Annotated in this window: 14 protein-coding genes and 2 tRNA genes; 12 read left to right on the plus strand and 4 right to left on the minus strand. The window is 32.4% G+C overall.

What is annotated here, in order from left to right; genetic code table 11:
• The first annotated feature begins 1 nt into the window (after window position 1).
• From AC1Q7L_RS01530 to AC1Q7L_RS01540, 3 genes are all read left to right on the plus strand, one after another.
• Window positions 2-74 (plus strand) — tRNA-Met (locus AC1Q7L_RS01530).
• A 39-nt stretch (window positions 75-113) separates the two neighbouring features.
• Window positions 114-186, plus strand: a tRNA-Met gene (locus tag AC1Q7L_RS01535).
• Window positions 187-324: 138 nt separating this feature from the next.
• Window positions 325-906 (plus strand): hypothetical protein, encoded by a 582-nt coding sequence (locus AC1Q7L_RS01540; RefSeq protein WP_492305700.1) that lies wholly within the window; start codon window positions 325-327, stop codon window positions 904-906.
• Window positions 907-955: 49 nt separating this feature from the next.
• Here AC1Q7L_RS01540 and AC1Q7L_RS01545 read toward each other — a convergent pair whose 3' ends face one another.
• Window positions 956-1537 (minus strand): hypothetical protein, encoded by a 582-nt coding sequence (locus AC1Q7L_RS01545; protein ID WP_066757821.1) that lies wholly within the window; start codon window positions 1535-1537, stop codon window positions 956-958.
• Between the two features lie 338 nt (window positions 1538-1875).
• Between AC1Q7L_RS01545 and AC1Q7L_RS01550 the strand changes: the two genes are divergently transcribed.
• From AC1Q7L_RS01550 to AC1Q7L_RS01565, 4 genes are all read left to right on the plus strand, one after another.
• Window positions 1876-2241 carry a BlaI/MecI/CopY family transcriptional regulator gene (locus tag AC1Q7L_RS01550; RefSeq protein ID WP_072406936.1) on the plus strand — a complete coding sequence of 122 codons (366 nt, stop codon included), beginning with the start codon at window positions 1876-1878 and terminating at the stop codon, window positions 2239-2241.
• A gap of 2 nt (window positions 2242-2243) precedes the next feature.
• Window positions 2244-4121, plus strand: coding sequence for a M56 family metallopeptidase (locus AC1Q7L_RS01555; protein WP_492305699.1), 1878 nt, complete (start codon window positions 2244-2246; stop codon window positions 4119-4121).
• A gap of 61 nt (window positions 4122-4182) precedes the next feature.
• Window positions 4183-5067 (plus strand): GLPGLI family protein, encoded by an 885-nt coding sequence (locus AC1Q7L_RS01560; RefSeq protein ID WP_492305698.1) that lies wholly within the window; start codon window positions 4183-4185, stop codon window positions 5065-5067.
• 144 nt (window positions 5068-5211) lie between these two features.
• On the plus strand, window positions 5212-6078 hold the full coding sequence (locus tag AC1Q7L_RS01565; protein WP_492305697.1) for a GLPGLI family protein: 867 nt from the start codon (window positions 5212-5214) through the stop codon (window positions 6076-6078).
• A gap of 57 nt (window positions 6079-6135) precedes the next feature.
• Here AC1Q7L_RS01565 and fsa read toward each other — a convergent pair whose 3' ends face one another.
• Window positions 6136-6789, minus strand: a complete 654-nt coding sequence (gene fsa / locus AC1Q7L_RS01570) for a fructose-6-phosphate aldolase (RefSeq protein ID WP_492305696.1) — start codon at window positions 6787-6789, stop codon at window positions 6136-6138.
• 187 nt (window positions 6790-6976) lie between these two features.
• Between fsa and AC1Q7L_RS01575 the strand changes: the two genes are divergently transcribed.
• A complete protein-coding gene (locus tag AC1Q7L_RS01575; RefSeq protein WP_492305695.1) occupies window positions 6977-7462 on the plus strand; it encodes a YdeI/OmpD-associated family protein in 486 nt (161 codons plus the stop codon).
• Between the two features lie 46 nt (window positions 7463-7508).
• On the opposite strand, the gene AC1Q7L_RS01580 is transcribed toward AC1Q7L_RS01575, so the two are convergent.
• Window positions 7509-8069: a tetratricopeptide repeat protein gene (locus tag AC1Q7L_RS01580; protein WP_492305694.1), complete on the minus strand. Its 561-nt coding sequence runs from the start codon at window positions 8067-8069 to the stop codon at window positions 7509-7511.
• Window positions 8070-8265: 196 nt separating this feature from the next.
• Here AC1Q7L_RS01580 and pepE point away from each other — a divergent pair, with 196 nt between their 5' ends.
• From pepE to AC1Q7L_RS01600, 4 genes are all read left to right on the plus strand, one after another.
• A complete protein-coding gene (gene pepE, locus AC1Q7L_RS01585; protein WP_492305693.1) occupies window positions 8266-8961 on the plus strand; it encodes a dipeptidase PepE in 696 nt (231 codons plus the stop codon).
• A gap of 9 nt (window positions 8962-8970) precedes the next feature.
• Window positions 8971-9525, plus strand: coding sequence for a hypothetical protein (locus tag AC1Q7L_RS01590; protein WP_492305692.1), 555 nt, complete (start codon window positions 8971-8973; stop codon window positions 9523-9525).
• Window positions 9526-9579: 54 nt separating this feature from the next.
• Entirely contained in the window at window positions 9580-10953 is a 1374-nt protein-coding gene (dacB, locus tag AC1Q7L_RS01595; RefSeq protein WP_492305691.1) for a D-alanyl-D-alanine carboxypeptidase/D-alanyl-D-alanine endopeptidase, read from the plus strand.
• Window positions 10954-11069: 116 nt separating this feature from the next.
• Window positions 11070-12227, plus strand: a complete 1158-nt coding sequence (locus AC1Q7L_RS01600; protein WP_410691285.1) for a sensor histidine kinase — start codon at window positions 11070-11072, stop codon at window positions 12225-12227.
• 154 nt (window positions 12228-12381) lie between these two features.
• On the opposite strand, the gene AC1Q7L_RS01605 is transcribed toward AC1Q7L_RS01600, so the two are convergent.
• Window positions 12382-14238, minus strand: a complete 1857-nt coding sequence (locus AC1Q7L_RS01605) for a M61 family metallopeptidase (protein WP_492305690.1) — start codon at window positions 14236-14238, stop codon at window positions 12382-12384.
• Window positions 14239-14297: the final 59 nt, after the last annotated feature.

Raw genomic sequence — 14297 nt, forward strand, 5'->3', positions numbered from 1 at the left:
ACGCGGGATGGAGCAGTAGGTAGCTCGTCGGGCTCATAACCCGAAGGTCATCGGTTCGAGTCCGGTTCCCGCTACTAAGTTAAGTGCTTTCGGTAAGCACTCTAAAGATACACCGCGGGATGGAGCAGTAGGTAGCTCGTCGGGCTCATAACCCGAAGGTCATCGGTTCGAGTCCGGTTCCCGCTACTAAATTAAGAGAATCACATTGTGGTTCTCTTTTTTTTGTTCAATCAATTCTAAATTTTTACAAAATTATTTTCAAAACATTTTCTACAGTCTTTATGTATTAATTTTTTACGCATCTTTATGATAAAATTTAATAAAATGGAAACTGTCATTATTTCTGAGAGAGAAAAATCAGTAGTAACAGATATAATTCTTGTTACGATTTTCGGTTTAGTTCCATTATTTTTTTTTATTAAATGGTTAATATCATCGGATGATGTTGCTGGTAGCATCTGTATTAGCGTTTTGATAGTAGCAATACTATTTTTCCCGATTGTTGTAATATCAGGCTATATCTGGGATGTAAAACAGAAAATAGTATTGTCTGAAACCGGAATAATATTATGCTACGGAAGAAATATTGTAGATATTTTACATGGTGAGGGAAGCTTCAGAATATTTCCTGATAATGAAATCAATTGGAATAAAATAACAGGCTTTGATATAAGTTCTGAAGAACGTCGGGAGGCGACTGAAGGTGGCGGTTATTCTACTACAATAAGGTATAGTCTCCTTATTAAAATCCGAAATCCAAAAGTGATTGTATATAATGCTCAGGAGTTCAAGATAAATTACTCTACTATCAGGTTGGGAAAATTTAAGGAACATCCTAATGAAATATTAGGAATTTGCGAACGGTTTCAAAAAGCCATTCAAAATGAAAATCATTACATTAATTAACAATTTATTAAATAAAAAAAATCCCACTTCAAAAAAGCGGGATTATATATTATTGAGCTATTGTAGCGTAAGGACTTAATTTGTAGTCTTCAGCATTGGTTTGATCCATAAAATCTTTCTTCTGCATTCCTTTCATTCTTCCTGCAGCATCGCTTGCATTGAAATAAGCTTCACTTAGTTTCGTTGCCATTTCAGCAGGGTTAAAATCTATTTTAGTATCACCTTCTACACCCAAATATCCGTTCTTTTTAGTTAGGTAAGTGATGTAATTTTTATAGTTGATCATTGTATCCCTGAACATTCTGTTATGATATTCAAGACATTTTTTAGATTTTTTATTTGAATTGTTTAGGATACAGCTAGACATATTTCCTCTGTACAAACGCCATTCTTGCTCTACTTTTGCATACTCTTTCCCTAAAGCGGTCTTTCCGTTAATTAGGATATTGTTGTCGCCTTCTTTAGTTGCGATTGTCTGCAAATGTCCTATAACAAGAGGAACTGTTTTTTCAATTTTTGCTTTAGTTTCTTTTAAAGTTCCAAAATCTGCTGCAGGAGAATTTTTCTTTTGAGCAGTCGTTACATTAAAAATAAGTAGTAATAGTACAATCAATAAATTATATCTTTTCATGAGAAATTTTTAAAGCACTAAAATAAATATATTTTCTCAGTTTAAACAAATAGATTTTAATTTTATTTAATAAAAATTAACAAGTTTTAAGAATTTGTGTTCTATTCCTAAATTTTACTGCCGATTAATAAGGTAATAAATTCGATCAATTAAAAATTTAACATATTTTAATAAAATTTATTTAATTGATTTTCAGAACTTTATATTAATTAATCTTTTATCACTAAAAAAATAGTTGTTGGAGTAAAATTTATTTCTACATTTGTATAACTAATTTCTTAGTGATATAGAATTTTGATACAATTTTATATCATATTTAATGATAAATGAAACAGGATATGATAATTCAGACGTTAACAAAAGCAGAAGAGCAGGTAATGCAGTATTTATGGAAACTAGAAAAAGGATTTTTAAAAGATGTCCTTGATCTTTTTCCTGAACCAAAACCGCATACCAATACTGTTTCAACTATTTTAAAAGTGTTGAAAGACAAAGAGTTCGTAGACTACAGCGTTTACGGAAGACAGCATGAATATTTCCCGTTGATCTCAAAAGAACAGTATTCGGGGAAAACCATGAAGAGCCTTGTGAAAAACTATTTTAAAGGTTCTTATAAAAGTGCCGTTTCATTTCTTGTAGAAAAAAATGAAATGACCGTTGAAGATCTTGAAATTTTATTAAACGAACTCAAAAAGAAAGACTAGCTATGGAAGCAATACTTCTATACTTTGTAAAAGTAATTTTATCTTCTGGTGTAATGTTTTTGTATTATCAGTTGTCTTTAAAAGACAAGACGTTTCATCATTATAACAGATTTTATTTACTGTCTGCAATATTGATATCACTATTATTACCGCTGATCACGGTGGATGATTTTACGATAGAGGTAAATAATGATGTTTACAGCTTGCTGGATAAAATACAGAATTTTAATACAACCAAAAACATAGAAAATGACCACACTTATTTTAGAATTATTTTTTCAGCTTTGGGATTGGTTTCTCTCTATTTTTTAGGAAGATTCATTTACGGGATCTTTAGAATACAACAGCTTAAAAGCCAATTTCAAAAAGAAAGTTTTGATGGTATTAATTTTTACCATACAAACCTCACCGAAGCTCCTTTCTCTTACTTTAAAAACCTTTTCTGGAAGAATACAATTATATTGAATTCAGACATTGGAAAACAGATTTTAAAGCACGAAATGGTGCATATTGAGCAGAAACATTCATTCGATAAAATTTTTATTGAAGTGATTACTTCCGTTTTCTGGTTCAATCCGTTTTTTCATATCATTAAAAAAGAAATAAGTTTAATTCACGAGTATCTGGCTGATAAAAAGGCCGTAAAACAATCGGACACAAAAGCATTTGCGCAGATGCTTTTAGCAAGTCACTTTTCCGGAACACAGTTACCTGCAACCAGTCCGTTTTTAAGTTCAAATCTAAAAAAACGACTCAAAATGTTACAAAAACCTAAAACCAAATTCGGGTATGCGCGAAGAATTTTTGCATTGCCGGTTTTATTTTCAGTGGCTTTTGCCTACATGGTAAATGCTAAAAATAAAGAAATTAAAGAAACAAATATTGCCATTGAGGAAGCTGTTTCTCAAATCAAAAAAGACACGATAAGACCAGAAAAAAGCAGAGATATAATTGTTACTCCCAAAGCATATAAAAAATCTGATGACGAGAAAAAAATTGCAGATCTCAGTAAAAAAATACAGGAAAAAAGTAAAGCTTTAAAGGAATTAAAACCGGAAAGCAAAGAATTTCAAAAACATGTCGACGAATTGGGAGAGCTTTCTTCTGAAATTGGCAAAATTGCAAGTTCTGATAATTTCCAGAAAACAGTATTAGCCTACAGAATGGATGGTTCTGAAATGAAAAATATCAATGATTTTTTCAAATCAGACGAATGGAAGAGCAAAGTAAAAGAGCTTAAAAGCATGAATATTGAAATGCCGGAAATGCCAGAAATGAATTTTGATTTTCCTGATGTTCCTCCATTTCCAAAAACTCCGAATGCTCCGGACGCACCAAACGCGCCACGTTCGCCGAATACTTCAAAAGTTAGGGTTTATAAATTTAATGATTTAAAAGACATGAAATGGAGCCCGGAAGCTGATATGGTATTTGCTGAAAGAGCCAAAGAATCTGCATCAACAGCTAAAAAAAGAGCTGAACTCAACAGAAAAAGAGCAAAACTTGATGAAAAGAGAGCGAAATTAGAAGGTGAGAGAGCAAAACTTGACGTAGAAAGAAGAGTCTTGGAAGGAAATAACAGAAGAGTTTACATCCAAAGTAATAACTTTAGAAATATTCCGCAAGATAAAATGTTGAGAATCAGTGCTCAGACTATGAAAATGAATAAAGGCCAGAACGATAGTTTTACAATAACAACTACTGGATCTGGAAGTGTTGTTGGTGATACTGGAGATATGAAAATTTTTATTGATGGAAAACCTTCTACAAAACAAGATATGGAAGCTTTAAAACCAAATGAAATTTCTTCAATGAATATCATGAAAAATACCAATAACGGGAAAACAGAAGGCAGCATACAAATTCAGACCAAAAAATAAAGTTCATTAAAGCTTTGTTGATATTTAAATTGACAAAGCTTTTTTATTTAATACCATAAATATGAAAAAAATACTATTCTTTTTGCTTGTAAGCATATGTGCACATGCACAGATCAACCGATTTTATTATGATTACAAATATATTTCAGATTCCACTAATAAAGCGGAAGTGAAAAGTGACATAATGCTTTTGGATATTGATAAAAATGGGTCAAAATATTATAGCCGTGAAAAATTTGCATCAGATTCTATCACAAAGGCGGATATTGCAAAACAGCTCAAAGGCGGATTTGGCGGAAGCATAAATATCAAAAAAAATATAAAACCGGGAACGATTTTCACGACCGTTACAAAAGCTTATCCTGATTATAAAGTATCGCTTTCAGATAAAATAGGACAAACAACCTATAAAGTGGCAGAAGACCAAAAACCCGAATGGAAAATTCTTTCCGAAAAACAAAAAATTGGAGAATATAATACTCAAAAAGCGACAACAACTTTTGGAGGAAGGCAATGGGTAGCATGGTTCAGTGCTGATATTCCTTTTCAGGACGGGCCCTATAAATTTTACGGATTACCTGGTCTAATTGTGAAATTGGAAGATAAAACAGGTTCGCATATAATGACTTTAATTGGTAATAAAAAAACAGAGGTAAGTGCTGAGGAAGAACTTCAGTTACCGGGTGTTACAATGATTGGAATGGGCGGTAAAGATATTGAGGTAAGTAAAAAGCAATTTAAAAAAGCCTGGAAAGATTATCAGACAGATCCTACAAAAGATATGAAACAGTCAATGAGTACTCTTCCCGCTGGTGCTGTGGTTAAAATGAGAAATCAGGACGGAAAAGATATCGATATGAACGAAATGTACAGGAATATTGAGAAAAGAGCAAAAGAAGAAATACTGAAAAATAATAATAGAATAGAACCGGATTTATACAAATAATCAGTCTATTAATAATAATCCGATAGAGCCAGATTTGGTGAAGTAGGTAAACTAATTTTTTAAATTTGAAACAGGGTAGAAAGTGATTTTTATCCTGTTTTTATTATCTTTAAACGCTAAAAAAACTAAAAATCAAATTAAAACATGAAGAAAATACTATTGTTATTCTTTCTCTTGTCGGTACTTATTATTGATGCACAATATCAAAGGTTTGTCTATGAATATAAATTTGCCATAGATTCAACAGCAAAAGATAAAACTGAAACTGAATTGATGAATCTCGATATTGCTCCAAAAGGATCAAAATTCTACAGTAAAGATTATCAGGAATTAGATTCGTTGATGATTGCATATATGCAAAAACAGGTGAAATTGGGAATTAAGGATATTAGCCTTTCCGGAATGGGATATAAAGGAGAAATGAGGTATTTTGTTGAGAAAAGTTATCCCGATTATGTTTTAAGTTATTTTAATTCTCTCCTTTCGGACGAATACTTGGTACAAGATACCCGAAAGCAGCAATGGAAAATTCTTTCAGATAAAGAAAAAATAGGGAATTTTAATGTTCAAAAAGCTGTTTGTGATTTTGCGGGCAGAAAATGGACAGCTTGGTTTACGACAGATATTCCGATTCAGGATGGACCGTATAAATTCCATGGATTGCCAGGTTTAATTATAAAATTGGAAGACAATACGCACTCTCATATATTTGAACTTAAAGGAGTCAAAAAACTTCCGCAAACAGCTGAATGGAAAAGCCAAAAAGAGAAGAAAAGATATAATGCTCTTATTACTTTAAATCAGGAAAAATATAAAAAAGTTTTTAAAGATTATCTTCAAGATCCTATGAAAGGGCAGCGACAATTATTGAATAACGGAACTATTATTGAAATGCGGGATGAATCCGGAAAAGTGATAGATCCTGCTAAGCAGATGCGCGAAGATGAAAAAAGGCTTAAGGAAAAGATGAAAAAGCAGAATAATATTCTTGAATTGGATCTATTGAAATAAAAATAAACCCTTGAAAAGTAATTTTCAAGGGTTTTATATTTTACAGTAAGCTTAATTTTACGCTAATTTCTGAGAATCTGCAATAAACTGAGCCAATCCGCTGTCTGTTAATGGGTGTCTCAACAAACTCAAGATTGGAGGAAGTGGAGAAGTAATAACATCAGCACCGATTTTAGCACAGTCAATAATGTGCATTTGGTGACGGATAGACGCTGCTAAAATTTCAGTTTCATACATATAATTATCAAAAATTAATCTGATTTCCTGAATTAAGTTTAATCCGTCAGTAGAAATATCATCAAGTCTTCCCAAGAAAGGAGAAACGTAAGTTGCACCTGCTTTTGCAGCTAAAAGAGCCTGTCCGGCAGAGAAAATTAATGTACAGTTAGTTTTGATTCCTTTGTCAGAAAAATATTTTAAAGCTTTGATACCGTCTTTAATCATTGGAATTTTCACAACGATATTCGGGTGGATTGCAGCCAATTCATCACCTTCTTTGATCATTTCTTCGTAAGTTGTAGAAAGAACTTCAGCAGAAATATCTCCGTCTACGATCTCGCAAATTGCTTTATAATGATTTTTGATAGCCTCAGCTCCCTGAATTCCTTCTTTAGCCATTAAAGACGGGTTAGTCGTTACACCATCTAAAATTCCAAGGTCTTTAGCTTCTTTAATTTGCTCTAAATTGGCAGTGTCAATAAAAAATTTCATTTGTTTAAAGATTTATTTATACAAAGATAAACAATCCTTTTTGAGTGGAAAATTTAATTAGGAATTAGGAATTAGGAATTAGGAATTAGGGTTTTTATAAATGACTAAAATTTTTCACAATCATCTGTGCAAATCTGTGAAATCTGTGGGAAATAAAATAACAGCAAAATTCCTAACTTTGTTATCAATGAAAAACCACTTCACAGCTCAGCTCGAAATCATCGGCATCAATCCTTTTATTTTTATTCCTGAGAAAATTTTAAATGAAATTTTTGAAACTTCAGGAAAAAATAAAAGTCCAATTCCCGTGAAAGGAACTGTAAACAGTAAAGAATTCAAGCAAAATTTAATGAAATATTTAGGAGAATGGCGGTTATACATCAATTTGACCATGCTAAAAGATTCTCCAAAAAGAATAGGTGAAATAATTGAAGTTTCCGTTGAATTTGATAATTCAGACAGAACAATTTCCATTCATCCTCAATTGGATAAAGCGATTAAAGAAAATCCTGTTGCCTTAAAAAATTTTGAAAATTTAATTCCGTCAAGAAGATTAGAATTGATTCGTTACATCAATAATTTAAAAACAGAAGCCAGCATCCAAAGAAATATTGAAAAAATAATCAAACATTTGCGTGGCGAGACTGACTTTTTTGGTAAGAATATTAATTAAAAACAATAAAAAAATCCGGGAAAATTTTCCCGGATTTTACTTTATTTTATGAATTTAAAGCTTTACTCAGTTTTACAGCATCCTGATTGGTAGGATCATACTGTATAGATTTTGCAATATGTTCTTTTGCTTTAGCAGGATCAGATTGTTGTTCTGCAAAGGCAATATAGAAATAAGCGTAAGCTAAATTTTTCTTATTCTGTTCCACCTCTTCCTGTTTTACTGTCGCAATATATTTCTCATAAGAAAGTTTTGCGTTGGCATCATCTTTAGCCGCTTGATAAGCGTATGCCTGACTGTAATATGATGGAGCCCAGTCCGGTAACAGAGCAGATATCTTTTTCCAGGTATCAACTGCGTTTGTCCAGTCTGATGCTTCCTGATATGCTGTAGCCAATTTTGCTAATGATTCTGTATCCTTGGGATTTGTTTCGATTTGTTTTTTAAGTCCGTCAATCGTTGCATTACCAGATTGAGCAGTAGCAGCCGTAGCTGTTGTACTGCTTGCAGTATCCGTTTGCGTTGTTTGTGCATTTACAAAACTTGCACTTCCTACAAGGATTAAACCTAAAAACACATTTTTGATATTAATTTTAGTCATTTTCATAATCTTACATTTTTAAAATTCTAATTTTTAAAATTCAATAATAATTCCACAAAGGCTTAAATTTTAGAAGCTTTAAGTTTTTTTAGAAAATATTAACGGATAAATGCATTTTTTTAGCGTAATTTTTGATTCATCGATGTTTGAGTTATCTTTGTAATTCGAGTTTTATTTTTAATAATCAATATAATTTTCTTGTATGAACATCATATTAGCCTCAACTTCCACAATTTTTGGTGGTGAATATTTAGAATATTTAAGAGAAGAATTAATCCAACTATATAAAGGAATTGATGAAGTAATCTTCGTTCCTTTTGCAAGGCCGGGTGGAATTTCCCATGACGATTACACCGCAAAAGCCCGTTCATTCTTTGAAACAATTAATATTAAAGTAAAAGGTCTTCATGAGTTTGAAGATAAAATTGAAGCTTTAAACAACGCTAAAGGATATTTTACGGGCGGAGGAAATACTTTTTTATTGGTTAAAACTTTACATGAAGAAAATTTGATGTCAGTTTTAAAATCAAACGTAGAAAGTGGAAAAGCGTATTTAGGATGTAGTGCAGGAAGTAATATTGGCGGACAAAATATGAAAACTACGAATGATATGCCGATCGTTTATCCGCCAAGTTTTGATTGTATGGGATTGGTTCCTTTTAATTTAAATCCACATTATTTAGATCCCAATCCGGACTTGAAACATAATGGAGAAACCAGAGAAACCAGAATCAAAGAATTTTTAACGCAAAATGATCTTAAAGTTGTAGGACTTCGTGAAGGAAACTGGATCAGAAGAATTGGCAATAAAATTTCCGTTGAAGGAAGTGAACTGACAAGGATTTTTGAAAAAGGAAAAGAGCCGTACGAGATTGAAGCTGGAAGTGAACTTTTGTAAGGTTAAAATATGAAAAAAATAGCTTCTGTTTTCTTTCTATTATTTTATTGTTTCTTTTATTCTCAAGATCTTAAAGTTTCAGATGAAGAAATTTATGAAGTAATAAATTTTATAATTAAAGACGGCAGTCAAAAACCATTTAAAGAGATTAAAATTATTACAGAAGATCCAAATGTAAAAAGAGATTCTAGATATTATGATGATAAAATATTAAAAGAGTTTTTTAATGTTAAAGATCTAAAAGTTATTAAGGATCAATATACAACTATCAATGATTTTTTGTTGAATCCTAAATATATTTTGAATTTAAGAATCATACATAAAGAGGAATTACTAAATTATAGCTCATCAGGTAAGAGTTTTTGGACTGAATTCAATAAAAAACATGGGAATGTTGCATTTATGTTCGTAGGTAAACCATTGTTCACTTCAGATAAAAAAAGAGTCATTATTAATTATGGTTACTATTGTGGAGGACTTTGCGGAAAGGGAGAAAGGGTAATACTTAAAAAAGAGAAAAATAGTTGGATAATAGAAAAGGTTGTATCAGGTTTCATAAGTTAGTTATGATTGTATTTAGCCAAAATCTTTATATTTGATATGAATAAACAAAATGCAATGAAAAAAACGTTTGCTGTTCTTGTGCTTTCAACTCAGCTTATTTTCGCTCAAAATATTGCCCAAAAACTGGATAAAGCAACCAAAGAGTTAATGGATTCTTCGGGAGCTGTTGCTTCCAACTTATCTTTTTATGTGTCTGATGAAAGCGGAAATTTTATTTACGAATACCAAGGAAATAAAGGACTTTCAACGGCTTCTACACAGAAAATATTCACTGCAGGAGCAGCTTTGGAAACTTTAGGCAAAAATTATACATATAAAACAACTTCAAGCTATTCCGGAACTATTTCGGGAGGAAATCTGAACGGAAATCTTTTCATTTCATCAAATGGCGATCCCACGTTGGGAAGTTGGCGTTACGAAGCTTACAAACCGGAAAATTTTAAAAAGAAATTCATTGAAGCCGTAAAAAAATCAGGCATTACAAAAATTTCGGGAGATTTAATTATTGATGATTCTTATTTTGATCATCAGACAATTCCCGGAGGTTGGCCTTGGGATGATCTTGGAAACTATTATGGAGCTGGAGTTTGGGGTGTGAATTGGCGAGAAAATCAGTTTGATATTAATATTAATGGAACAGAATTTAAGAATTTTTCCTATCCTTTGGAAGGCGTAAAATGGTTGAATGATTTAAAAACAGGAGGAAATTCAGATCAAAGTTTAATTTTCACAGCACCACATTCTGATGTTGCTTTAATCAATGGAACTTTACCCGCAGGAAAGACGGTAACCGTTTCAGGATCAGTGCCAAATCCACCATTGCAATTAGGTGTTGAAGTCAAAGATTGGTTGAAAGAATCAGGAATTGAACTTTCAGGAAAAGTAGTTACCAATTCCCAACTAGAATTAGAAGGAAAACAGGTTTTACAGGCTCCAAAAGCGAATATAATTCTTACGTATGAATCTCCGACTTTAGACAAGATCGTTTATTGGTTTTTAAGAAAAAGTATCAATATGTATGGGGAAACTTTCATTAAAACCTTAGGAAAGGAGAAAAAAGGTGATCCAAGTTTCAAAAGTGGAGTAGCTTACCTTAAAGAATTCTGGAAATCAAAAGGAATTAACGCCAGTATGATCAATTTTGCCGACGGAAGCGGACTTTCACCACAGAATTACGTTTCTGCAAAAGCAGAAGTTCAGGCTTTGTTGTATGCAAAAAAGCAGGCTTGGTTTGAAGCTTATTATGACGGTTTTCCAACACAGGATAACGGTATGAAAATGAAAAGCGGAACCATGAGTGATACAAAATCCTTCGCAGGATATCATACCTCCAAAGATGGAAAAAAATATGTGTTCTCTATAATTATTAATAATTATCAAGGGAGTGGAAGTACAGAGTTGCAGAAAATTCTGAATGTTTTAAAATAAATATGATTATCCGTAATTTGACGAACCTTAAAACAGTTAGTAGTCAAAATATCTTTGCGTGCTTTGCGTTAAAAAAAAGCATTATAATTAAAATCGGATATTCAAAAAAATAAATTATCTTGAGAAAATCCATATTTGCCAGATTAAATAACTGGATTACTTTTACCTTAATGACCATTGTGGTACTCACAATTGTTATTGCATCTACGATTTTGATTAATTTTCTCCGTAAAGAGGAAATCAAAAGAGTTGATATTTTGGTGAGTGCCCTAAAGTTTCAACAGGAAGTTGCTACTCCCAATTTAGAAATTCAGGCATTGCTTCTTCAGATTTATGGTTCTAATAGTACGATTCCTGTTATTCTTTTAGATAAAGATGATAGAATCATAGAACATAAAAATCTACCACAAGACATTGAAAATGATCCCGTAAAAATAGTGACTTTAGCCAAAAAAATGGCAAAAAGCTACAGCCCTATTGAAATTGAAATTGCAGAAGGAAACAAACAGATCGTTTTTTATGATAACTCTCCGTTGCTGAATAATTTACGGTATTCTCCATTTATATTAGGATTTTTTATTTTATGTTATTTCTTATTTTCGTTTTGGTTTTTCAGAACAATAAAGAAGACCGATGAAGGTTACCTTTGGGCAGGTTTAGCAAAAGAAACTGCTCACCAAATCGGAACTCCATTATCTTCAATGATAGGCTGGATGGAAATCATGAAGCTTGAAGATCCCGATTCTGAAGGTGTTCACGAGATTGAAAAAGATATTGAAAGATTAAGAACAATTTCAGAGCGATTTTCAAAAATTGGCTCAGTTCCTGAACTTAATGACACCAATTTTAATGCAACAATTCAGGGGAATTTTGATTATCTAAAGACACGAATTTCACGAAAAATTGATTTTAGCTTACATCTTCCAAAATACGATATTCTGGTTCCACACAATAAAATTCTGATGAGCTGGGTAATTGAAAACTTAGTTAAAAATGCAGTAGACGCCATGAAAGGTGAGGGAGCATTGCAAATGTTTGTCTTTGAGAGAAATAAAAATATCTTGATCGAAGTAAAAGATACCGGAAGCGGAATGACCAAGCAACAAGCCAGAAATGCTTTTAAACCGGGATATTCTACTAAAAAAAGAGGTTGGGGATTAGGTTTGTCATTGGCAAAAAGAGTTGTTCAGGAATACCATAACGGTGATATTAAAATTTCCCAGACTGAAGTTGGGAAGGGAACTACTTTTAGAATAACGATTAAAAAAGGATAGGAATTTTTTTTAACACGAATAGCACAAATTTGACCACTAAAACCACAAATTTTTGTTAGTGCTATTTGTGAAAAAATATTTGTGTTATTCGTGTTTAAAAATAAAAAAAGCGAGGAAAAATTTCCCCGCTTTATTATTTACTATTAACTCAGAATTATTTCTTTCCAGTCAACCACTGATCCTGCAATTTCTTTTCTGCCAGAGTCGGGTTAGCCTTGTATTGAAGCGTTTCCATCGTCAATTTATCAAGAATTGCTTTTCCTTTAAGGTCGATTTTATCCATTTTATCACCATTTTTTCTAAGAACAGTCACAGTTACATTTTGTCCTTCTTTAATGGTTTTAGAATAATTGATAAAGGCCTGTACATTTTTAATATCAATTGTTTTTCCGTCTAAAGCTAAAACTTCATCTGTAATTTTAAATCCGATACTTTTTGAGAAAGGAGATAAAGCTGAACTTTCATCAAAAACAAACGTATTATTTTTCTCGTTGTATCCTGTTTGATTTGGATCTTTAATTAACCAAAAGATTAGCGGAGTTTCCTGCTTGCTGATTTCCACACCTACCTGGCTCAAATATTCTGCATAAGGCGTTGGTTGGCTTCCTGCAATATATTTGCTGTAAAAATCTTTGATTTGAGGATAACCTGTTACAGTTACTAATTCATCAATCAGTTTATCATCTTTGAAAGGTTTGTTTTCACCAAATCTCTGAGACAATTTTCTGATCATATCGCGGTAACCCATTTCACCGTTGGATAGTTTTCTCAATTCAATATCAAGACACATCGTCAAAAGTGTTCCTTTTTCGTATACATTTCTGTATTGATCTTTGTATTGATCCAAAAGAACATTTTTACTCATCATCGTGAACGGCATGGTGTCATCATAGTTCTTAGAATTGGTAATTTTTTCGTTGATTCTCTTTAAGAACTCGTTTTTATCAATTAATCCTTCCTGAATCTGGAATAAATTAGCGAAATATTCCGTTCCGCCTTCATACATCCAAAGATGTTGAGACATTTTAGGATCAGCATAATCAAAGTTGTGAATCTCTTCAGAATGTGTCTTCAACGGATTTACTGTGTGGAAAAATTCGTGAGAAACAACGTCTGTGATGGCTTTATCGATTGCATCTTTCGGCATCATTTCTGGCAATACAACACTTGTAGATTCGTGGTGTTCCAATGCTCCGAAACCTTTAATTTGTGGGCCTTCCGTTCCTGAAAGATAAAGCAGGATTGCATATTTTTTATTGGTATTCATATCACCCAAAAATTTCTTTTGAGCAACAACCATTTTTTCTAAATTATCTTTAAAATCTGTCGCCTTATATTTTCCTGTTGGTGAATAAACTCCCAAAACAAGATCCATTCCTCCTGCATTGAACGTGATATAATCAGGTTTTGTGTACATTAACGGAGAGTCGGTCACTTTTGCGTAATTCGCTAGAACATAAGTGTCTGTAGATTCAGATTTATCTTGGTCAACCAAAGCTGTCGTTCCATAAAAATCGTTTGGTTTCTGAACCACCAATTGATAAGGTACATCCTGCATATTGTCGATATATCCGATGAATCCGTGCGTATTGATCATGTATACTTTTCCTTGTTCGATATCTGTTCCGGACGGAGAAAACACGGCTTTATGCTTTGAAGTGTCCATTTCGTCATCGAAACTGTCATTTACCAAATACGTTACTTTAGTTAAATTCTGAGCATTTTTAAGAGAATACGTATTGTCGTTCACTTTAGTGAAAGTCAGTTCTTTTCCTTTATTATCTAAAAATTTGATGCCTTCTATAAATCTTCCGTAATCGTCCACAGAATAAGTTCCGGGAACGGTTTTCGGGAAATGGAATTTGATGTCGCCTGATTTCATTTTCGGGAATTCCATTGTAACGGCAACTTTATCGTCCTTTACATTCACAAGGTCGATGTTGGTTTTAATAGACTGAGCGCTTACTAAAACAGTAACCAAAACGCTTAAACTTAGTGCTATTTTTTTCATTGAGTTTAAATTATAATTAAATAGTTGTCGTAAAATCCATTTTGTTACGAACTGATGTA

This window comes from Chryseobacterium sp. GW823-FHT05E08, from assembly GCF_058795655.1.